The sequence below is a fragment of the Limnohabitans sp. WS1 genome (genome assembly GCF_003063265.1).
In the GTDB taxonomy this organism is placed as follows: Bacteria; Pseudomonadota; Gammaproteobacteria; order Burkholderiales; family Burkholderiaceae_C; genus Limnohabitans_A.
In genome coordinates this window covers 56,847-78,064 of the sequence record NZ_NERU01000017.1, presented here as the reverse complement: position 1 = coordinate 78,064, position 21,218 = coordinate 56,847, and the positions used below count along the sequence as shown (strand labels likewise).

The window sequence follows — 21,218 nt, the reverse complement described above, 5'->3', positions numbered from 1 at the left end:
TATTTTAAGTGCTATCGAGCCGCTTGTGGTGCGTGACTTTCAGCTCTCGGCACCGTCATCTGAATACGACACAGCCGATTTAACCAGCAAAGAGTGGTACTTGTTCAGGCGTTGAAAGTGTGCATCCATAGCGCCAGCAATTTGCGTTGAATTTTTCACGGCCAAAAAGTGACCCACGATTTGCGCGTAGTGGTTGGCTTGTCGCGGCAGGCGTTGTTCTGGTGTTTTTCGTTCGGCAATTTCTTTGTCTGACATCACCTGAACCTTGACGGCAGCCTTGGGAATGGGGGCTTTCTCTGGTGTGCGCGGCACCGTGCCGTTCATCAATTTCGACTTTTTATTGAAGTGGTGATACAGCCGGTTTTCAGTGGGTGTGATGTCCTGAACATCGGCAATGGGATAGGCCCAAACATAGGCAATTTCCCACACATCGATTTGGCGGTTTGCGATGATGTCCGACCTGGCCGAAGTCAAGTGTCGCGATACGCGTGATCGGATGCCATCTTTGGATTGGCCGACATAAATCGGCACTTCGTCCAAATCGCACAAGACATAAACGCCGGTGCTGGTGGGCAGCTCCTTCATCGCTTTTTTGCGAAAGGCAAAGTCTGTTGCCATGGGAAACCTCCTGAAAACTTCTGATTTTTATTGGATGGCCATGGGTTGTGCCCCATGGTCATTTAAGTATCGCATTGCGCACATCGATTGATTTTGGCTGAACTAGGTTGTAGAACTGAACAACACAGGTATGGAATCTGTTGCGGTGAATTACTCGATTATTCACCGCAATATATGCGGTGAATATGGCGCATAATCACCGCATGTTCGCCGACAAGACTCCCCGCAAACGCACTTACCTCTGGCAGCGCCCCGACTGGCCGCAGTGGCGTTATGACGCGGCTGCCTTGGCCGGGCCGGTGGCACAGTTGCACCGTGCGCAAGGCGAGTTGGTGGGGCGGATGGCGCATTTGGGGTTGGCACAGCGCGATCTGGCGACTTTGCAGGTTTTGACGCAAGAGGTCATCACCACCAGCGCCATTGAGGGCGAAACGCTCAACTTGGAGGCGGTGCGCTCGTCCATTGCTCGCAAGTTGGGGGTGGACATTGGCGCGCTTGCGCCCGCTGACCGCCATGTGGATGGTGTGGTGGACATGGTGTTGGACGCCACGCAGCAACACGCCCAGCCGCTCACGGCCGAGCGCTTGTTTGGTTGGGATGCAGCGCTGTTTCCCACCGGCTTCAGCGGCCGTCTGCGGATTCAGGTGGGCAACTGGCGCAACGATGCAGCGGGTCCGATGCAAGTGGTCTCGGGACCGGTGGGGCGCGAAAAGGTGCACTTTGAGGCACCACCCGCCCACACCTTGCCCGCACAAACAGACGCGTTTTTGGAGTGGTTCAATGCCGGGCCTTTGGGGGATGCGCTGGTGCACGCTGGGTTGGCGCATTTGTGGCTGGTGACCTTGCACCCGTTTGACGACGGCAATGGCCGCATCAGCCGAGCCGTGGGCGACATGGCCTTGGCCCGAGCAGAAGGCTCTGCTCAACGGTTTTACAGCCTGAGTGCGCAAATTCAGCGCGAGCGCAAACAGTATTACGAACAACTCGAAATCACCCAACGCGGCACGATGGACGTGACGCCATGGCTGCAGTGGTTTTTGGCCTGCTTGCTGCGTGCGGTGCAGGGCGCTGATGGTTTGCTGGCGGGTGTGTTGGACAAGGCGAAGTTTTGGCAACGCTGGGCAGACACGCCAATGAATGCACGGCAGACGCTGGTGCTCAACCGCGTGCTCGACGGCATGGACGGCAAGCTGACCAACGCCAAGTGGGCCACCCTGGGCAAATGTTCGGCTGACACGGCCTTGCGCGATATCAATGACTTGTTGGCGCGGGGCGTGTTGCGCCGCTTGGAGGGTGGCGGGCGCAACACGGCATACGAGTTAGCGTCCTGATGCGGTGCGAGGCCTGCAACACTGTGCGTCACACCCCTGCGCCTCTGGGTCCGATCTGGATGACGAACTTGTAACTTCTCAGGGCATTCAGCCGAATAACAAAGCATCAGCGTTTATCGTTCATGGCTCTTGGTTCACTGTGACCATGAGCATCACCGGAGTTTCCCCTCATGCGTCTTCGTCAAATTGTTTTGTTGCTCTTGCTGGCGCTGGCCATCGGTGCATTTGTGGCGCTGGACCTGGGGCGTTATCTGAGCTTCGAGCAGCTCAAGGCCAGCCAAGCCAGTTTTGACCAGCTCTATGCGCAGCAGCCTGTGATGGTGGCCGCCGTTTACTTTGGGGTGTACGTCTTGGCCACGGCGCTGTCGATTCCGGGCGCGGTCATCATCACCTTGGGCGGTGGGGCTGTGTTTGGCTTGTGGCAGGGTTTGCTGCTGGTGTCGTTTGCTTCCACGCTCGGTGCCACTTTGGCTTTTCTGGCTTCGCGCTTTGTGCTGCGCGAGTGGGTAGAAGCGCGTTTTGGTCAGCGCTTGGCCGACATCAACGCGGGTGTGGACAAAGAAGGCGCGTTTTACCTGTTCACTTTGCGCCTGATTCCGGTGGTGCCGTTCTTCTTGATCAACCTGCTCATGGGCCTGACGCGCATGAAGACCTGGACGTATTACTGGGTGAGCCAGTTGGGCATGCTGGCGGGCACGGCGGTGTATGTGAATGCGGGCACGCAACTGGCGCAGCTGGACTCGGTGCGGGGCATTCTGAGCCCGGCGCTGTTGGGCAGCTTTGTGCTGCTGGGCATTTTTCCTTTGTTGGCGCGGCGTGTGGTGGCGGCCGTTCAAAAGCGCAAGGTCTATGCCCGCTGGGCCAGCGTGCGCCCCAAGACTTTTGACCGCAACCTGATCGTGATCGGCGGGGGCGCAGCGGGTTTGGTGTCGGCCTACATTGCCGCTGCCGTCAAAGCCAAAGTCACTTTGATCGAGGCGCACAAGATGGGCGGCGACTGCCTGAACTACGGCTGCGTGCCGAGCAAGGCCTTGATCAAAAGCGCCAAGCTGGCCCACCAGATGCGCCACGGCGCACAGTACGGCCTGAGCGACGCCACGCCCAGCTTCAGTTTCAAGGCGGTGATGCAGCGTGTGCACGACGTGATCAAAGCCATCGAGCCGCACGACAGTGTGGCGCGCTACAGCGGCTTGGGTGTGGAGGTGCTGCAGGGTTACGGCAAGCTGGTGAACCCTTGGACTGTGGAAGTGACCTTGAACGACGGCCAACTCCAGCGCCTGACAGCGCGCAGCATCGTGATTGCGGCGGGCGCACGCCCCATCGTGCCGCCTTTGCCGGGCCTCGATGACGTGGGCTACGTCACCAGCGACACGCTGTGGGACGAATTTGCCAAGCCCGACGACATACCGAAGCGCATTGTGGTGCTGGGTGGCGGGCCCATTGGCTGCGAGTTGTCACAAAGCTTTGCCCGCTTGGGTGCACAGGTCACGCAGGTCGAGATGGGCGAGCGCATCATGGTGCGCGAGGACGAAGAGGTGTCTGCGCTGGCACGCGACGCGCTGCAGGCCGACGGCGTGTTGGTGCTCACCGGGCACAAGGCGCTGCGCTGCGAGCGCCGGGGTAAAGACAAAGTTTTGGTGGCTTCCACACAGGGGCAAGAAGTGGAAATCGTGTTTGACGCTCTGGTCTGCGCCGTGGGCCGTGTGGCCCGCCTGCAAGGTTATGGCTTGGAAGACATTGATGTGCCCACACACCGCACCGTCGAGACCAACGAGTATTTGCAAACGCTCTACCCCAACATCTACGCCGCAGGCGATGTGGCCGGGCCTTACCAGTTCACCCACACGGCCGCGCACCAGGCTTGGTATGCGGCAGTCAACGCGCTGTTTGGCGACTTCAAGTCCTTCAAGGTCGACTACCGCGTGATCCCCTGGGCCACCTTCATCGACCCCGAGGTGGCGCGGGTGGGTCTGAACGAGCAAGAGGCACAAGCTCAGGGCATCGCGTACGAGGTGACGAAGTACGGCATCGACGACCTCGACCGGGCGATTGCCGACAGCGAGGCGCATGGCTTTGTGAAAGTGCTCACCGTGCCTGGCAAAGACCGCATTTTGGGCGTGACCATCGTGGGCTCGCACGCAGGCGACTTGCTGGCCGAATACGTGCTGGCCATGAAGCATGGCTTGGGCTTGAACAAGATTTTGGGCACCATCCACACCTACCCGACCATGGCCGAGGCCAACAAGTACGCGGCCGGTGAATGGAAGCGGGCCCACGCGCCGCAAAAGTTGCTGGCCTGGGTGAAGAAGTTCCACGATTGGCGACGCGGATGAACCGCTCGTTGAAACCCATACCCGCGCTGCTGGCGCTGGGCCTGGCCTGCGCCACAGCATCCGCCTTCGCGCAAAGCATCTCGCCACTGGTGCCCGCCGATGGCGCAGCCGCCAACACATGGCGCTTTGTGGGCTTTCCCAAGTCCAAGGCCGACATTCCCGCCACCCGCTTCGAGCTGGCCGAGGTGCAGGGCGAGCGGGCGCTCAAGGTCAGCACCCGCGCTTCGTATGGCACCTGGGTGCACGACTTGCCCAAAGCCGAACCGGGGCGTTTGCAATGGCGCTGGCGTCTGGACCAAGCGCTCACGGGCGGGCAAGGTGTGGCCGACATCCAAACCAAAGCGGGTGACGATGCGGCGCTCAAAGTGTGTGTGATGTTCGATCACCCGCTGGACCGCGTGCCCTTTGGCCAGCGCACCTTGCTGCGCATCGCCCGCAGCGTGAGCGGCGAAGACTTGCCCGCCGCAACGCTTTGCTACGTGTGGGACAGCGTGCACCCTGCTGGCCTGCAAGGTGCCAACCCCTACACCCAGCGCGTGCGCTTCATCACGCTGCAAGGCAAAGGCGCGCCTTTGGCCCAATGGCAAACCGAAACCCGTGACGTGGCCGCCGACTTTGCCAAGTTGTTTGCCGATGAACTGCCCGCCGGGGCCGCTGTGCCCAAAGTGCGTGCGGTGTTGATTGGGGCAGACAGTGACAACACGGGCGCTGAAAGTGTGGGCTGGGTGCGGGGCATTCAGTGGCGACCTTGAGGCGCTTGCCCTGGGCAGCGGCCCGCTTCAGCTGTGGCCCAAAGCCTGCGACAGGGCGGCGGCTTCTTTGACCAACACGGCCCCAAACTGGCGCACCTTCGCATCTTTGAGGCGGGCACCCGGCCCAAACACAGCAATGGAGCCGGCCACCTGGCCGTGGCTGTTGAAAAAAGGTGCAGCGATCGCCACAGCCCCTTCGATCAAGGCATTTTTGCTGATGGCGTAGCCGCGCTTTTTGATCTGGCGTAGCTCTTGCGCCAAACGGATGGGGTCCAGGTTCAGGCCTTCGGCATAACGCTCGATGGCTTCGATGGAGGTGTTGGCATGCGCCAAGATGACCTGGCCGCTGGCCCCCAAAACGATGCGCTCTTGGTAACCCACCCCCCGCTTGAAGCTCAGTGCCTGGGGGCTGGGCAACTCGGCAACGCACAGGCGCATGGTGCCTTGTGGCACAAACAAGGCCACGGTTTCCTGGGTGGCGGCCCACACGCGCTGCATGATGGTTTGGCCCACCGCAGACACATTCAGGCCCGATGACCAAACGTGTGTGAGTTGCCCGACCGCAGGGCCCAGCCTGAACCTTTGGGGCTCGCCCGAGGACACCACAAAACCCGATTGCACCAGCGTTTGCAGCAAGCGGTACAGCGTGGGACGACTCAAAGGGACCCGTTCGAGCAATTGCGCGGCGCTCAGTTCGTGCTCGTTGACCGAGAACGCTTTCAAGATGTCCAAAGCCCGCTCAACAGCCCGGACGCCATCACCGCTGTGGGTGCTCATGCTCCAACCTTTCAAAACCCTGTCAGGGGCGTGTGTATCAATGTGTCCGCCTGATGGACAAGATTATCATTTTATGGATATCTGCGCAGTGCGCACTGCCTGCGCCAGTCAACCGTTCAAGCCAAGGAGACGCTTTTTCATGAACAAGGACATGTCTGAAACCCTGACCCGCGTGGGTCCCGGCACCCGCATGGGCAACCTGATGCGCCGCTATTGGGTGCCCGCTTTGACCAGCAGCGAAATCGAGCTGCCCGACGGTCCGCAAGTGCGCATCGAGCTGCTGGGTGAAAAGCTGCTGGCGTTTCGCAACACCGATGGCCAAGCCTGCATGATCAGTGAGTTTTGTTCGCACCGGGGTGTCTCGCTGTACTTTGGCCGCAACGAAGAAAACGGCATCCGCTGCGCCTACCACGGCGTCAAGTTTGACGGATTGGGCCAGTGTGTGGAGGTGCCCTCCAACCCCAAGGCCTGTGCGCACATGCACATCAAGGGCTACCCCTGCGTGGAGCGCGGCGGCATTGTCTGGACCTACATGGGCCCACCCGACAAAATGCCCGAGCCCCCCGAGCTGGAGTGGTGCACCTTGCCGGACAGCCATGTGTTCGTGTCCAAGCGCCTTCAGTACTCCAGCTACCTGCAGGCCATGGAAGGCGGCATCGACACGGCCCACGTGTCCTATGTGCACCGCTATGAAGTGGACACCGACCCGATGCACCAAGGCGTCAAGGCGCTCGACTACATCAAGGCCGACGGCAACGTGGTGTTTGAAATCGAAAAGACCTCGTTTGGCATGAGCTTGTATGGCCGTCGCATGGGCGAGCCCGACAGTTTTTACTGGCGCATCACCCAGTGGTTATTCCCCTGGTTCACGATGATTCCACCGTTTGGCCACCATGCCTTGGGTGGCCACGCCTGGGTGCCGGTCAACGACCACGAGTGCTGGGCCTGGAGCATGAACTGGCAACCCAAGCAGCCGCTGAGCGCCGAAGAACACGAAGCCATGGCTGCGGGCAAAGGCATCCATGTGGAATACGAGGCCCCGGGCAGTTTTGTGCCCAAGGCCAACCGTGACAACGATTACCTGATGGACCGCAAGGCCCAGCAAGAAAAGCGTGCGTACAGCGGGGTGTTTGGTTTCTCGGCGCAAGACTATTCGCTGCAAGAAAGCATGGGCTCCATCCAGGACCATGCGGCCGAAAAACTGCTGCCCACCGACCGTGCCATCGTCATGGCCCGGCGCATGCTGCACGATGCGGCGGTGGCGTTGGAGCAAGGCATTGAACCCCCGGCCTTGGACGCGTCCGAGCAACACGTTCGGCCTGCGGGCGTGTTGTTGCCCAAGGGCGATGACCCCATGGTTTGGGCCAAAGCACACCTGGCCAATGGCCTGGATGAGCCGGTTTTTTCCATCTGACCCTTGGCATCCATCACACCCACAGGAGACCCCATGTCCACATTCCATCGCCGTCAAATCGCTGCCCTTGTGCTGGCCACCTTGGGGCTCGCAGCCGCGACCGGTGCTTCGGCGCAAGAGTGGTCGCCCACCAAGCCCGTGCGCATCATCGTGCCCATCACCGGCAGCACCAACGATGTGCTGGCGCGTTTGATTGCACCCAAGTTGCAAGAGGTGTTGGGCCAGCCTGTGGTGGTCGAAAACAAACCCGGTGCCGGGGGCAACATCGGCGCCGACATGGTGGCCAAGGCCGCGCCGGACGGTCACACCTTGCTGATTGGTTATAACGGCCCACTGGCCATCAACGTGGGTCTGTTTGACAAAATGCCTTACGACCCGGTGAAGGACCTGGCCCCCATCACCTTGATGGTCAAGGCACCGCAATACCTGGTGGTCAACCCGGCCTCGGGCATCACCAGTGTCAAGGACTTTGTTGAGAAGACCAAGGCCAATCCCGCCAAATACTCTTATGGTTCTGTGGCTCTGGGCAGTGCCTCGCACCTGACCATGGAGATGTTCAAGTCGGCCGCCGGGTTTCACATCACGCACATCCCTTACCGAGGTGCGGGGCCTGCAGTCAGTGATTTGATCGGCGGCAACATCCAGGCGGGGTTTTTTGTGCCGGGCAATGTGCAGCAGTTTGCCAAGGAAGGCCGCCTGAAATTGTTGGCCACCTCGGGTCTCAAGCGCTTTGCCAGCACGCCCGACATTCCCACCCTCAGCGAGTCGGGCTATCCGGACTTTGAAGCCACGTCGTGGATTGGCTTTCTCACCACGGGTGGCACGCCTGCACCCATCATCGAACGTTACCACCGCGAGATCGTGAAGATCGTGCGCTCACCCGAAATCACCAAGCGCTTGCTGGACATGGAGTTTGAGATCGTGGCCACCACCCCCAACCAGTTCCGCGACTGGATCGGGTCTGAAATCAAGCGTTGGGGCAAGGTCATCAAAGACACCGGCACCAAGGCGGAGTGAACGGCATGGGCCAAGCTCGTTTACACGGCCAAGTGGCGCTGATCACCGGGGCCGGCTCGGGCATTGGCGCGGCTACGGCGCATATTTTTGCCCAAGAAGGCGCTTCGGTTTTTTTGGTGGATGCTGATGCTCAGGGCTTAGAGCGCACGCGCCACGCCTTGCTGCAGACCATGCCCGAGGCGCAAGTACGCTGCCTGCAAGCGGACGTGAGCGATCGCGCCTTGGCCCTGCAAGCGGTGGCCGACTGCGTGGCGGCTTTCGCGGGCCTGGACATCCTGGTCAACAACGCCGCCATGCGCAACTATTCGCCAGCGGCCGAAGCCACGTCGCAGGAGTGGCAAGCCATTGTGGGTGTCAACCTGGTGGGCATCACGAATTACTGCCATGCGGCACTGCCGCATTTGCGCCGGTCAGGGAGCAGCAGCATCGTGAATGTGTCGTCGTGTTATGCCGTCAAAGGCCGAAAAGGCATGGCGTTGTACGACGCCACCAAAGCCGCGCAACTGGCCTTGACCCGGTCCTTAGCGTGTGAAGAAGCGGCGCATGGCGTTCGTGTCAACGCGGTGTGCCCCGGCTCAACACTGACGGATTTTCATGTGGGGCGGGCGCAAAAAATTGGCAAGAGCGTGGAGCAACTCAAGACCGAACGCAAAGACACGTCTTTGCTGGGTCGTTGGGCCACGCCCGAAGAAATTGCCTGGCCCATTTTGTGGATGGCCTCTTCGGAGGGCTCGTTCATCACCGGCACCACCTTGGTGGTGGATGGCGGTTTGCACATCGTTTGAGGCGAGGGTGCTGGGCCGGTTGGTGGCCCAGCCCTTGTTTCAAGCATCTGCACTGCACCCCCAGCGGGTGTTGCAGCACAGACGCTCCGGTCCAGGATCAGTCGGCCGACACACCCGCCTTGCGGATCACAGGACCCCATTTGTTGATCTCGGCCTTCAGGTGGTCTTCCAAGCCTTTGGCGGTCATCTTGTCGGCCGATGGAATTTCTGAGCTGAGTTCAGCCAAACGTTGCACGATCGAGGGCTCGGCCATGGCGGCGCGCATCGCGGTGTTGATTTGGGTCAGCACCGGAGCGGGCGTGCCTTTGGGCGCATACATGCCGTGCCAGACCTTCACCTCAAAGCCTTTGAGGCCTTGTTCGTCCAAAGTGGGCACGTTGGGCAATGCGGCCAGACGCTTGAGCGTGGTGGCACCAAACACCTTGACCCGGCCGTCCTTGATCATGGGCACGGTTTGTGTGGTCTGGTCGCACAGAATGTCCACCTGGCCGCCCAGCAGGTCGTTCATGGCGGGGCCTGTGCCTTTGTAGGGAATGGTGTTGATGTTGATGCCGATGGCGCTCTTGAACATCAGGCCGCACAGGTTGGACACCGCGCCCAAACCAGCATCGGCCAGCGACACCTTCTTTTCGTTGGCCTTGATGTAGGCGATCAACTCTTGCAGGTTGTTGGCGGGAATGTCCTTGCGTGCAATGAGCGTCATGGGCACGTCCAGCACCTGGCCAATGTATTCAAAGTCGGTGAGCGGATCGAAGTTGAGTTTTTTGTACAGGGCAGGGGATGTGGACATGCCCATGTGGTGCAAGAAGATGGTGTAACCGTTGGGGGCAGAGCGTGCCACTTTGGTTGCGCCCACGGTGCCGCCTGCGCCGTTGACGTTTTCAACGACGACAGACTGACCCAGTGACTTGCCCATGGGAATGGCCATCATGCGGGCCACCACGTCGGTGGGGCCGCCAGCGGCAAAGGGCACCACCAGTGTGATGGGTTTGTTGGGGTAAGGCTGGGCTTGCACCGCAGTGCAGGCCAGGGTCAGGGCGGTCAAAGCCAGTTTCAAAGTGGTTTTCATGTTGTCTCCAAAAGTCAGGTTGAAAGACAAGAGATCCAAGGGTGGCCCGTGGGTCTCTTGAGTGGATTCATCAATCGATGGCAGCGCCAGATGACTTCACAATTTTGGCCCAACGGGCAATGTCCTCGTTGAGCAGGGTTGAGAATTGCTCGGGGCTGGTCGGTGCGGCCAACTCCACGCCTTGCTGTTCCAGTTTGTCGCGCAGGTCTTTGGCTGCCAGGGTTTTGCCCATGGCCTCCCCCAATTTGGCCGACACCTCGGCGGGCACACCGGCGGGGCTGAACAGGCCAATCCACAAGGTGCCGGCATAGCCGGGCACAGATTCAGCCAGGGCAGGCACATCGGGCAGGGCGGGCGAACGCTTGGGGCTGCTCACCGCCAGGGCTTTGAGCTTGCCGGCCTTGATGTGGCTCAGCGAGGCTGGCAGGCTGGCAAACACAAAAGGCAATTGACCGCCCAGCACATCGTTCATGGCCGGGGCCACGCCTTTGTAGGGCACATGCTGCAGCTGGATGCCCGCCATGCTGTTGAGCATTTCACCCAGCAAGTGGTTGAGCGTGCCGTTGCCTGCCGAGGCGTATTGCAGTTGACCCGGTTTGGCTTTGGCCGCAGCGATCAGGTCTTGCACCGATTGACCGGTAAAGCCTGGATTGGCCAGCAAGACGTTGGGGACCGCGCCAATCAAGGCCACAGGTTTGAAGTCTTTGACCGGGTCAAAGCCCGGGTTTTTATAAAGGGCGGGGTTGATGGCCTGGCTGCTGCTGATGGTCATGAGCAAGGTATAACCATCTTTGGGGGCCTTGGCGGCAAACTGTGTGCCAATGTTGCCGCCCGCGCCCGGCCGGTTTTCGACCGCCACGGGTGAGCCCAACACCTCAGAGAGCTTTTGGCTGACCAAACGCCCCACAATGTCATTGGTGCCACCGGCCGCTTGCGGCACGACCATCAATATGGGGCGTTGGGGGTAGCCAGACTGCGCGTGTGCAGCACCCCAAGTCATCATCAAGCCCAGTCCGGCCATGGCTGCTTGGCGAAGCAGACGACGGCGGGCCGCAGTGCTGCCCGGTGCGTGCTGTGAATGCAATGGCTGCATGGCATGGTCCTTTCAAAAATAAGTGAATCCTGATCGAAAAGCCCATCCTGGGCTGACTTGTGTGTGACATTCCTCAGCGCTGGCGGGGTCTTTGGGCAGTCTCCAACGTGCCTGTGGGGCCGCTTGGGGTGCTGTGAAAATCGAAACGGGCAGGCTATGCTTGAAGATTCAACGGGGGTACGCAGCACATGATCAACAAGTTTGTGGATTCGGTCGGCGAGGCGCTGGCGGGCACAGCCGATGGAGCCACCGTCATGATTGGCGGATTTGGCACGGCCGGTATTCCGGATGAGCTGATCGCTGGCCTTTTGGCGCAAGGGGCGCGTGACCTGACGCTGGTCAACAACAACGCGGGCAACGCCGAACAGGGCTTGGCCGCTTTGCTCAAGGCCGGTCGGGTGCGCAAGATCATTTGCAGCTTTCCCCGGCAAACCGACTCTTATGTGTTCGATGGTTTGTACCGCTCAGGCCAGCTCGAGTTGGAGCTGGTCCCACAGGGCAATTTGGCCGAGCGCATTCGGGCGGCAGGTGCGGGCATTGGCGGTTTTTTCACACCTACAGGTTATGGCACCGAGTTGGCCAAACATGCCGATGGCTCGCTCAAGGAAACCCGAGAGATCGATGGCCGCATGTACGTGTACGAAACACCCATCCATGCCGATCTGGCCCTCATCAAAGCCGAGCGCGGTGACCGCTGGGGCAACCTGACGTACCGCAAGGCGGCACGCAATTTTGGACCCATCATGGCCATGGCCGCTCGCAAAACGGTGGCCACAGTGCACGAACAAGTCGCATTGGGCGAGTTGGACCCCGAGACCGTGATCACGCCCGGCATTTTTGTTCAGGCAGTGGTCAAGATCGACCGTGTGGCCACACAGGCCGGAGGCATCAAGGCATGAGCTACACCCGACGCAGCAAAGACGAATTGGCCGCCCGCGTGGCGCAAGACATTCCCGAGGGGGCCACTGTCAACTTGGGCATTGGCCAGCCGACCTTGGTGGCCAACCACATTCCTGCCACCCGCGAAGTGCTCTTGCACAGCGAAAACGGCATCCTGGGCATGGGCCCGGCACCGGCCAAGGGACAGGAAGATTACGACCTGATCAATGCGGGCAAACAACCCGTGACCCTGCTGCCCGGTGGCGCTTTTTTTCACCACGCCGACAGCTTTGCCATGATGCGTGGCGGGCATCTGGACATTTGCGTGCTCGGGGCCTTTCAGGTCAGCGCCACGGGCGACCTGGCCAACTGGCACACGGGCGAGCCCGATGCCATTCCGGCCGTGGGTGGGGCCATGGACCTGGCCAGTGGGGCGAAACAAACTTGGGTCATGATGGACCTGCTGACCAAGCAAGGCCAAAGCAAACTGGTGCAGGCCTGCAGCTATCCCCTGACCGGCATTGGCTGCGTCAAACGGGTTTACACCGACTTGGCCACACTGGCTTGCACCCCTGCGGGTTTGGTGGTCATCGACACCGTGGACGGTTTGAGCGTGCAAGCCCTTTCGGAGTTGATCGGGCTGCCTTTGTCATCTTGAGGTGACTTTCTTTCATCGCAGTGGCGACAACATCTCAAAAGAAAAACTGGCGTTTTTCACGGTCACCTTGACTGCACGCACATCCGATGCGCCAGGCACGATCAAGCGTGTCACGTTTCTCACTGGTTTTTTATCGATTTGAAAAGGCTGGTCAATCCTGAACTGATGGCTGTCACCGTGCACCACCAAGACAGGTTTGCCCCACTGATGGGCCATGGGCAGCAGCGTGTTGCCGATGCTTTTGAACCCTGACCAACCTGGAAAATCTTCCCAGAGTGTTTTGTTTTCCAGAACGTCAGCCTGAAAAGCAAACACCACGGCCGTTGCTTGCAGTGCACGCGCTTGCTCGAAGCTTGAGGTGATCCACGCCACGTTGGCCGCATCGCGTTCAAAAAATTCTCGGTTGGCAGCGATGTCCCGGTTTTCCAGATTGTTGTTGCTGCCCACGATGTGCAGTGTGGCAAACAACACCCCTTGGTGCATCCAGCGCACGTTTTCCACATACCGTCCGAAAGCGCTTGAGACTGTCGATTGGTTTTGCACCGTCATGGGTTTTGCGCCCAAGGATTGTCCGGGTGTAAAAAAGCGTTGCCGCAAAGCGGTCAGACGCTCCAAGGGGTCATATGCGCCATTGTTGGCTCTGTGGCAATCGGTCCACTCGTTGTCACCCGGGGTGTAAACCACAGCACCTGTGAACCTCTGAAAGTGATCCAGTTGGTAGGCAAATTCCTCATCGCTGCACAGCGTCGAGCCCGATTTGAAATCGCCCACATGAACAGAAAAAGCAGGGGTTTCTTGGTTGATGCGGTCTATCAGCGACCGGTAAGGACCGTAGGCCTTTTGTGCAGATCCGTAGGGCAAATCTCCCAGCGCTACGAAGGAAAATGCCTGTTGTGCATGTGCTGTGGCGAACGACCAAAGCATGCTCAGCCAGATGAGTTGGCGTAACACCCATTGGCCGGTGTGAATGGGTGGAGGTGTGGACTGCGTGAGGGTGTTTTGCATGAAATTCTGGAAGCTCTTTTTTAAAACCGATGGATTCAAGCCGTGGCCTATTGGACCATGCGCTGATATCGGTGCGGGCTTCACCAATCCCGTTCACTGGGCAACTTCACACATCTGTTGATTCAGCGCATGCCCGCAGCTTCAATAGGCACCATCAGCAGATCCTCACTGGTGGTGACCCACTGGCCATCGCGGTACAGCAAGGGTGCGGCTGTGTCGTTGTAGCGGCCAGAAATGACTTCGCCCACCATCAGGCAGTGGGTGCTCTCTTGCACTTGCCGAATCAAACGGCACTCCAGGCTCATGACGGCATCGTGCAGGAAAGGTGAACCCGAATCAAAGGGGCCCCATTGCTGCTCGTCAAAGCGTTCATCGCCAAACAAAGAAGCTTGACCCGCAAACAATTTGGCCAGTTCGATGTGCGCCACCGAGAGCGTGTTCACGCTGAACACCAGGTTGTCGGCCATGTGCGCGTAGGTGAAAGCGCTGCGGTTGATGGCGCAGACCACCGTGGGGGGCTCGACCCCCAAGGACATGAAGGCAGACACCGTCATGCCGGTGCGGTGAGGCGTCTGGCCCGTGGCGATGATGTTCACAGCCGCCGGATGCAGGCGCATCAGTTGCCGAAAGGCCTGCGGGGTCATGCCGCAGCGGTTTCCACAGGCGCGTTGGCGTTGATCGCCGAACCCAGCCCCAAGGCCTGGTTCACGCGTGGCATCACTTCGTTGGCCATCAGTTCCATCGATCGGCGGCCCAGGTCTGGATCGACCAGGTCCATACCGGCATACACGATTTCACCAAAGGGGCCGACTTTCTCGCGCAAGGCCAGGATTTTGTCGACCACTTCGTTGACGGTGCCGGTGATGACCAACTCGTCCAGCAAGCGATCGAGTGTGACGTGGCGGTCGTCTTCGTCGGTGTGTTTCTTGAAGATGACGTGACGCTTGGACATCATCATCTTTGTCAACATCTGGCGGTAGTAATAGCGGTAAGGGCTGTTGGCGTCTGCGCGGCCATAGCGCTGGGCGGTGGCCGCATCGTCGGCCACAAAAATCGTGCGTGCCACGCGCCAGTCTGCGGGGTTGGCCGTCTGGCCCACCGAGGTCTTGCCTTCGCAGTAGTTGTCCCAATGGCTGTTCAACCAGTGGTCCATCAAGAAGTTGGCCGACATGGGGTGAAAGTCGCGCTTGCCCATGGCAATCACGCCCTTGGAGAAGGGGGCCACCACTGTGCCGACAATTTCTGGCCGGGGTTTTTGGAACGGCTTCATCAAGTAGCCCCGACCAATTTCGGGGACAGAGGTGACCTGTGTGCTCACCTTGAAGCGGTTGTCCGGAAAGTCGATGTTGTAGGGGGGCTCGCGCTCCCAAATGGCCAGGATCACATCGATCGCTTCGGCGAACATTTTGTTGCGGTCTTGGTCCAGAATGCCCAGCGCTTCGGCGTCCGAGGCCAAGGCGCCCGGGCTGATGCCAAAGATGAATCGGCCCTTGGCCAAGTGGTCAAACATGGCCGCTTGCGAGGCCAGCAGCGTGGGGTGTGAGTGCGACAAATTGGAGGTGCCGCTGCCCAGCTTGATGGTCTTGGTTTCGGGAATCAAGGTGGCCAAAAACAACAAGCTGTTGGTCACGTTTTCGGCTTTGTCGGTCAAATGCTCGCCCACAAATGCATCGTAAAAACCGAGCTGATCAGCCAAGATGATGGTCTGCCGGTCCTCGTGCAGTGTTTCTGTGGTGTCCCTTTCAAAAGGGTGCAAGGGCATGGTGAAGTAGCCGAGACGCATGGCAAATCCTGTGGTGGTGTAGGGGGGTTATTCGGGCTTGATGCCAGCGTCTTTGATGACCTGGGCCCAGCGGGTGATTTCACTTTGAATGAAGCGAGGATATTCGGCCTTGGATACCTTGGAGGGCTCCAAGCCCAATTGCGCCAAGCGGGCCAGGAAGCCCTCGTCCTTGAGGGCCGAGGCGATGGCGCCGTCCAGTTTTTTCACCACATCGGGGGGTGTGCCTGCTGGGGCGGCAAGGCCCAAGAAGAAGCCCAGTTCATAACCGGGGTAAGTCTCGCCAATGGCGGGCACGTTGGGCCAAGGTTTAAAGCGGGTGGCACCGGTCACGCCAATGGCGGTGGCCTTGGGGTTGTCGATGTGTGCCATGGCTGGCAGGTACTCCAAAAACAGCACCTGCAACTGGCCGCCATAAAAGTCTTGCAAAGCCGAGCCAATGCTCTTGTAGGGAATGCCGGTCATGGGGGCGCCGGTCTTGACCTTGAACATCTCGGCTGTCATCTGCGAGGCCGAGTTGTAATGACCAAAAAACACCTTGCCCGGATTGGCTTTGGCGTAAGCCGTCAGATCGGCGGGGGTGCGAATCCCGGAGTCTTTGCTGACCATGGCCACCGAGGCGGCGGTGCCGAATTGGCCCAAGTGCTCAAAGTCTTTGAGGGGCTCATAAGGTACCTTTTTGTACAGGCTCAGGTTGGCCGCCAGCGTGGTGTTGGTGGTCAGCAGCAGGGTGTAGCCGTCGGCTGGGGCATTTTTGACGGCTTCGGTGCCCAAAATGCCGTTGGCACCCGCCCTGTTTTCAATGACCACGCCTTGCTTGAATTGCGCTTCGAGGTACTGGCCAAAGGCGCGTGCCGTGATGTCGCCCGAACCGCCGGGTCCAAAGGGCACCACAATTTTGATGGGTTTGCTCGGAAAGCCTTGGGCCTGCACCAGACCCATGCACAAACCCAAAGGGGCCAGCAGGCCCCACTTCAGAAATCGCACCAGTTTTTTCATGCCCAGTCTCCGTCTTTGTTGATCGTGCGGGCATTCTAAAAGTCGGGTCAACATTGACCAATGACAAAGTTCCGTGATGTGGAATTGAGGACTGGGGGTATTCCATGGCTTGGGGGCGGCCAGTCGCTGGACACGCTCAAAAAGCGATGCGTTGGGGTGGGGGGTCTTTGATGGCGGTGCGCCAGGTTTCGGCTTGTGCCGGGTTCATGCGGGCCAGCTCGTATTGGGCGGACATGATGTCCGCTTCGTGTCGCAAGGTGGCGGCCAGTCCGCTCAGGTAGCTGCCCTTCATGCGGTCCAAGGTCGAGACAGCACACAAGGACGCAATCGGGTAACGACGCCGGTCAAAGATGGGCACGGCGATGCCCGAGATGCCACGGGCAGATCGGGTTTTGGTCAAGGCATAGCCATTTTTCAGGGTGTTGTGAATGCTGCTGGTCAGTTTGCTGAATGTTTTGTCTTCACCGCTGCGCAGTCGGTTGAAGGCCAAAATGTCGGCAATTTCGTCGTTGGGCAAATGGGCCAGGATGGCCAGGCTGAAAGAGCCAATGCCCATGGGCCAGCGGTCATTGACCTGCAAAATTTCGGCGTTTTGTGGCAAATGCCCTTGTCGCTTGTCCAGACACACCGCGTCGTAGCCGCAGCGGATGCCCAAGTACACCGTTTCGCCCGTGGTCTGGGCCAGCCGTTCGAAAGAGGGTTGGGCGATCGTTTTGATGTCAAACACATTGAGCACCGACATGCCAAAGGCATAGACCTCGGGCCCCAGTCGATAGTGGCGTGTGCCCCAGGGCCGCTCGACCAGGTGTTCCTCTTGCATGGCCGACAAAATGCGGTGCACCGTGGCTTTGGGCAACTGCGTCAAAGTGCAAATTTGCATCAGCGAGGCGCCTTGAGAACCAAAAGTCGACAGAGTGCGCAACAGCAAGGCCGCACGGCCAATGCTTTGTGCACCTTCATTTTTGGGAGGGAGTTTCATGGCGAGAGGATGCCTGTTGGAGGGTGTCGCAAACTTGTTGATTCAAAAATTTTTTAAAGTATTCCATGATTTGGAATATTTGACGAGTGCTTGTGCGTGCAGAGTGCAAAAGGGGAACGCCCTGATTGCCAACTCAAAACACAGCACGCATACTGGTTTTTGAATCTGTGGTCGTCTTTTCTTGCGCTGAAAAGCCACAGGCAAACACAACACGAGACAAAGAAGGGGCTGGTCAGATGATGACTTTTGGACACCAACGCTGGGCAGTATGGGGTGTGGGTCTGCTGCTGGGCACATCTGCCCTGTTGGCCCAGGCGCAAAATTACCCCCATCGCCCCATCAAGGCCATCGTGCCTTACGCCGCAGGCGGATTTTCCGACCAGGCCAGCCGCATCATTGCCGAGGCCATGTCGCGCAATCTGGGGCAAAACATCGTCATTGAAAACCGGGCCGGGGGCGGTGGCCGCATTGGCAGCGAAGCCGTCACCAAAATGGCCCCTGATGGTTATCAGCTGCTGATGACCACCAACGGCACCAAGACCTACATGGCGGTGGTGGAAAAGTCTTTGTCGTATGACCCGGTCAGCGACTTCACGCCGATTTCTCTGGTGGGCAAATACGGCTTGCTGATGGTGGTCAACCCGACAGTGCCCGCCAAAACTTTGCCCGAATTCCTGGCTTATGCCCGCGACCCCAAAAACAAGGGCAAGATCAACTACGCCACTTCGGGCATGGGCAGTGGTTTGCACTTTGCGGGCGAATTGTTCAACGCCATGGGCAAGGTCGACATGGTGCATGTGCCTTACAAAGGCTCAGGACCGGGCATGCAGGATGTGCTGGCCGGGGTGTGCCAGGTGATTTTTGATGGCGCAGCCAAACCGCACATCGATGCCGGCAAAGTGAATTTCCTGGGCACCACCAGCTCGGTGCGTGACCCGCGTTATCCCGATGTGCCGACCCTCAGCGAAGCGGGCCTGCCGGGCTACGACCTGACCTATTGGGTGGGCATTTTTGCACCCAAAGGCTTGCCAGCCGACATCCAGGCGCGGCTCAATGCCTCGGTCAAAACCGCGCTGGCTGACCCGGATGTGCAGCGCAGGCTCAACGGCATGGGCATGAGCTTGGTGGGCAGCACGCCGGATCAAATGGTGCAAGAAATCCGGACCGAGACGGCCAAGTTGCGGCAAATTGCCGCGTCGATTCCCGGTGGAGTGAACTGAACATGAGCGACGTGCTGCGCCCGCAAGACCGCTTGCCTTTTTCCGCCATCGTCGATCGCCCCCCCTTGCACCTGCCCGAAGGTGTTCGGCTGGTGGTCTGGCCGGTGGTCAACATCGAAGAGTGGGACATTTCGCGCCCCATGCCGCGCATGGTCTCGCCACCACCCGGGGGCCAAGCGCCCGTGCCCGATGTGCCCAACTGGAGCTGGCATGAATACGGCATGCGCGTGGGCGTGTGGCGACTCATGGACGCTTTCAAAAATGTGGGTGTTCGCCCAACCCTGTCGATCAATGCGAAGGTGTGCGAAACCCGTCCACGCGTGACCCAGGCCGCGCTGGACGCAGGTTGGGAGTTCATGGCGCATTGCTACGAACAAATCCCGATTCAAAAAATTCCGGACGAGCGGGCCATGATGCAGCAGACGCTGGACGTGCTGACCTGCTTCACGGGCACACGCCCGCAAGGCTGGTTGGGCCCGGGCCGCAGCCAGACGCTGGAGACCCCCGACCTGATCAAAGAACTGGGCATGTCCTGGTTTGGCGACTGGGTGCTCGACGACCAACCGCAATACGTGCACACGAAACATGGACCGCTGGTGTCGGTGCCCTACACCATCGAGCTCAACGACATCAACATCATGCTGACCTCGCACGAGCGTTCGGACGCGATGCTGGTGCGCACACAAGACGCCTTTGAGCGGCTTTACGCCGAGTCGGCGCAGGGCGCCCGCATCATGGCGTTTGGTGTGCACCCCTACATTTCAGGGGCGGCGCACCGCATCCGATACTTTGAAATGATGCTGGAATTTCTGGCCAAACAGCCCGGCGTGGTGTTCTGGAATGGCTCGGAAATTGCCAACTGGTTTCAAAAGGCCAGCCCCCTGCCAGCGCCTTGAGGCATGAGCCTATTGATCCGGCCCGATGAAGTTTGCGTGAACGCTTTTTTTGTGGGAGCAGCGCCCTCGCCGCGATGGCGCCTCGCAGACCACCACCCATCGCCCCGAGTGCAGGGCTCACATACAGATTGCATCGCTGATTGCTGTGCCAAGAAAAGCCTTTCACTTCAAATTTCACAGGGCCGAATCTATCAAGACACCCTCGAACCCATCCGCTGACATGCACGCCGACACGCCCTTGCATGCCTTGTCACTGGCGCAAGCCAGTGCCCTGATTCGTCAGCAGAAGATCACGCCGGTGCAGCTGGTGCAGGCCTACATCGACCGCATGGAGCGACTGGATGGGCAAGTCAACGCCTTTGTCACGCCCACGCTCGATGCCGCCATGCAAGCCGCGCACCAAGCCACCCGCGAAATCGCACAAGGCCAATACCGGGGGCCTTTGCATGGCATCCCGATGGCGCACAAGGATGTGTACCTCACGCAAGGCGTGCGCACCACCGCGCACTCGCGGCATTTGCACGACTGGGTGCCCACGGTCAGCGCCACGCTGGTGACGGGCCTGGAGCGTTTGGGTGTGATCAGTTTGGGCAAAACAGCTTGCCATGAATTGGCCTTTGGCTCGCCCTCAGAAGATGACTTGTTCACGCCTGCACGCAACCCCTGGCATCTGGCGCACATGCCCGGCAGTTCCAGCAGCGGCTCGGGTGCGGCGGTGGCGGCAGGTTTGTGCCTGGCGGCCACGGGCACCGACACCGGCGGCTCGATACGCCACCCGGCGGCCGCCTGTGGTGTGGTGGGCCTCAAACCCACGCGCCATGCTTACCCCATGTCGGGTGTGATCGCCTTGGCCCCCAGCCTGGATGTGGCCGGATTTTTGACGCGCACCGCGCTGGACCAGGCCCTGATCTGGGACGCCTGGCACGGCAGCGATGTGGCCACCGCGTGCACCGCCGATGTGCAGCGTTCGGTGCTTCGGGGGCTGCGCATTGGCGTGCCTGCGGGCTTGTGGCGCAACACTGAGAACGGCCAGGCCACGCACGACCCGCGAATCCAGGCCTGCTTTGACGAGACTTTGCAAACACTGCAAGCCGAAGGTTCGCAGGTGGTCACTGTAGATTTGCCACCACAACCCGCTGTGGTGCAGGCGGCCAATACCCTGATTGCTTACGAAGCGTTTCAACAACTGCAGCACATTTGGCGTGACCACCCCGACCAGTTGGGTCAGGGCTTGCGCCAAAAACTGGCGGGTGCAGCGCAACTGAGTTTGAACAACTATCACGCGGCCCGTGTGCAGGCCGATGTGTGGCAACAGCAGGTCAGCACTTTGCTGGCTGAGCAGGTGGACGTGCTGATGTGGCCAGGTCGCGAAGCCTTGCCCGAAACCCTGCAAGCCCTGATGGCGAACCCCACCGCGCAGCGCAGTGCCTGCAACCGACTGTTCAGCCTGACCGGTCACCCCGCCTTGACCTGCCCCATGGGCGTGTCCACCCAAGGCTTGCCCATGGCTTTGCAGATCGGCGCGGCCATGCACGGCGAGGGCCATGTGCTGCAGGTGGCCCATGCGGTGGCATCGGCCATCGATTGGCACTTGCCCGTGCTGCTGGATTGAG

The 21,218-nt window shown here is 59.8% G+C and carries 20 protein-coding genes; 11 read left to right on the top strand and 9 right to left on the bottom strand.

Going from position 1 to position 21,218, the window contains the following annotated elements; all coding sequences use genetic code 11:
* Positions 1-39: 39 nt before the first annotated feature.
* Positions 40-618 carry a GIY-YIG nuclease family protein gene (locus tag B9Z48_RS17565; protein ID WP_108380114.1) on the bottom strand — a complete coding sequence of 193 codons (579 nt, stop codon included), beginning with the start codon at positions 616-618 and terminating at the stop codon, positions 40-42.
* A 203-nt stretch (positions 619-821) separates the two neighbouring features.
* Here B9Z48_RS17565 and B9Z48_RS17560 point away from each other — a divergent pair, with 203 nt between their 5' ends.
* The 3 genes from B9Z48_RS17560 (at position 822) to B9Z48_RS17550 (ending at position 5,034) form a co-directional block, all read left to right on the top strand.
* A complete protein-coding gene (locus B9Z48_RS17560; RefSeq protein ID WP_108380135.1) occupies positions 822-1,949 on the top strand; it encodes a Fic family protein in 1,128 nt (375 codons plus the stop codon).
* 170 nt (positions 1,950-2,119) lie between these two features.
* A complete protein-coding gene (locus B9Z48_RS17555) occupies positions 2,120-4,282 on the top strand; it encodes an FAD-dependent oxidoreductase (protein WP_108380113.1) in 2,163 nt (720 codons plus the stop codon).
* Entirely contained in the window at positions 4,279-5,034 is a 756-nt protein-coding gene (locus B9Z48_RS17550) for a DUF3047 domain-containing protein (RefSeq protein WP_108380112.1), read from the top strand. Before B9Z48_RS17555 ends, B9Z48_RS17550 begins: the two co-directional genes overlap by 4 nt.
* A gap of 27 nt (positions 5,035-5,061) precedes the next feature.
* On the opposite strand, the gene B9Z48_RS17545 is transcribed toward B9Z48_RS17550, so the two are convergent.
* Positions 5,062-5,811 (bottom strand): IclR family transcriptional regulator, encoded by a 750-nt coding sequence (locus B9Z48_RS17545; protein ID WP_108380111.1) that lies wholly within the window; start codon positions 5,809-5,811, stop codon positions 5,062-5,064.
* 139 nt (positions 5,812-5,950) lie between these two features.
* Between B9Z48_RS17545 and B9Z48_RS17540 the strand changes: the two genes are divergently transcribed.
* Genes B9Z48_RS17540 through B9Z48_RS17530 form a run of 3 tightly spaced genes read left to right on the top strand, consistent with a single transcriptional unit; the run spans position 5,951 to position 9,027 of the window.
* Positions 5,951-7,225 carry a Rieske 2Fe-2S domain-containing protein gene (locus B9Z48_RS17540; RefSeq protein WP_089952440.1) on the top strand — a complete coding sequence of 425 codons (1,275 nt, stop codon included), beginning with the start codon at positions 5,951-5,953 and terminating at the stop codon, positions 7,223-7,225.
* Positions 7,226-7,258: 33 nt separating this feature from the next.
* Positions 7,259-8,242: a tripartite tricarboxylate transporter substrate binding protein gene (locus tag B9Z48_RS17535; RefSeq protein WP_089952647.1), complete on the top strand. Its 984-nt coding sequence runs from the start codon at positions 7,259-7,261 to the stop codon at positions 8,240-8,242.
* A gap of 5 nt (positions 8,243-8,247) precedes the next feature.
* Entirely contained in the window at positions 8,248-9,027 is a 780-nt protein-coding gene (locus B9Z48_RS17530; protein ID WP_089952645.1) for an SDR family NAD(P)-dependent oxidoreductase, read from the top strand.
* Positions 9,028-9,124: 97 nt separating this feature from the next.
* On the opposite strand, the gene B9Z48_RS17525 is transcribed toward B9Z48_RS17530, so the two are convergent.
* Together B9Z48_RS17525 and B9Z48_RS17520 are read right to left on the bottom strand one after the other, a co-directional pair.
* Complete coding sequence (locus tag B9Z48_RS17525; protein WP_089952643.1) at positions 9,125-10,096, bottom strand: tripartite tricarboxylate transporter substrate-binding protein; 972 nt, start codon at positions 10,094-10,096, stop codon at positions 9,125-9,127.
* 70 nt (positions 10,097-10,166) lie between these two features.
* Positions 10,167-11,117, bottom strand: a complete 951-nt coding sequence (locus B9Z48_RS17520) for a tripartite tricarboxylate transporter substrate binding protein (protein WP_228769062.1) — start codon at positions 11,115-11,117, stop codon at positions 10,167-10,169.
* A 260-nt stretch (positions 11,118-11,377) separates the two neighbouring features.
* Between B9Z48_RS17520 and B9Z48_RS17515 the strand changes: the two genes are divergently transcribed.
* Positions 11,378-12,088, top strand: a complete 711-nt coding sequence (locus tag B9Z48_RS17515) for a 3-oxoacid CoA-transferase subunit A (protein ID WP_089952435.1) — start codon at positions 11,378-11,380, stop codon at positions 12,086-12,088.
* A complete protein-coding gene (locus B9Z48_RS17510) occupies positions 12,085-12,726 on the top strand; it encodes a 3-oxoacid CoA-transferase subunit B (protein ID WP_089952433.1) in 642 nt (213 codons plus the stop codon). The genes B9Z48_RS17515 and B9Z48_RS17510 overlap by 4 nt, the downstream gene beginning before the upstream one ends.
* A gap of 12 nt (positions 12,727-12,738) precedes the next feature.
* On the opposite strand, the gene B9Z48_RS17505 is transcribed toward B9Z48_RS17510, so the two are convergent.
* The 5 genes from B9Z48_RS17505 to B9Z48_RS17485 form a co-directional block, all read right to left on the bottom strand.
* The gene (locus B9Z48_RS17505; protein ID WP_199233543.1) at positions 12,739-13,731 is read right to left on the bottom strand and encodes a hypothetical protein; all 993 of its coding nucleotides are present in this window, start codon (positions 13,729-13,731) and stop codon (positions 12,739-12,741) included.
* A gap of 122 nt (positions 13,732-13,853) precedes the next feature.
* Positions 13,854-14,375 carry a flavin reductase family protein gene (locus B9Z48_RS17500; protein WP_089952431.1) on the bottom strand — a complete coding sequence of 174 codons (522 nt, stop codon included), beginning with the start codon at positions 14,373-14,375 and terminating at the stop codon, positions 13,854-13,856.
* Positions 14,372-15,514: an LLM class flavin-dependent oxidoreductase gene (locus tag B9Z48_RS17495; RefSeq protein WP_089952429.1), complete on the bottom strand. Its 1,143-nt coding sequence runs from the start codon at positions 15,512-15,514 to the stop codon at positions 14,372-14,374. The genes B9Z48_RS17500 and B9Z48_RS17495 overlap by 4 nt, the downstream gene beginning before the upstream one ends.
* A gap of 27 nt (positions 15,515-15,541) precedes the next feature.
* Complete coding sequence (locus tag B9Z48_RS17490; RefSeq protein WP_158273310.1) at positions 15,542-16,510, bottom strand: tripartite tricarboxylate transporter substrate binding protein; 969 nt, start codon at positions 16,508-16,510, stop codon at positions 15,542-15,544.
* 136 nt (positions 16,511-16,646) lie between these two features.
* On the bottom strand, positions 16,647-17,489 hold the full coding sequence (locus B9Z48_RS17485; RefSeq protein WP_108380110.1) for an IclR family transcriptional regulator: 843 nt from the start codon (positions 17,487-17,489) through the stop codon (positions 16,647-16,649).
* Positions 17,490-17,728: 239 nt separating this feature from the next.
* Here B9Z48_RS17485 and B9Z48_RS17480 point away from each other — a divergent pair, with 239 nt between their 5' ends.
* The 3 genes from B9Z48_RS17480 to B9Z48_RS17470 all read left to right on the top strand — a co-directional run bounded on the left by B9Z48_RS17480 (position 17,729) and on the right by B9Z48_RS17470 (position 21,217).
* Positions 17,729-18,709 (top strand): tripartite tricarboxylate transporter substrate binding protein, encoded by a 981-nt coding sequence (locus B9Z48_RS17480; RefSeq protein WP_158273309.1) that lies wholly within the window; start codon positions 17,729-17,731, stop codon positions 18,707-18,709.
* Between the two features lie 2 nt (positions 18,710-18,711).
* Entirely contained in the window at positions 18,712-19,605 is an 894-nt protein-coding gene (locus B9Z48_RS17475) for a polysaccharide deacetylase family protein (RefSeq protein ID WP_089952420.1), read from the top strand.
* 220 nt (positions 19,606-19,825) lie between these two features.
* Positions 19,826-21,217 carry an amidase gene (locus B9Z48_RS17470; protein WP_146186321.1) on the top strand — a complete coding sequence of 464 codons (1,392 nt, stop codon included), beginning with the start codon at positions 19,826-19,828 and terminating at the stop codon, positions 21,215-21,217.
* Position 21,218 lies beyond the last annotated feature (1 nt).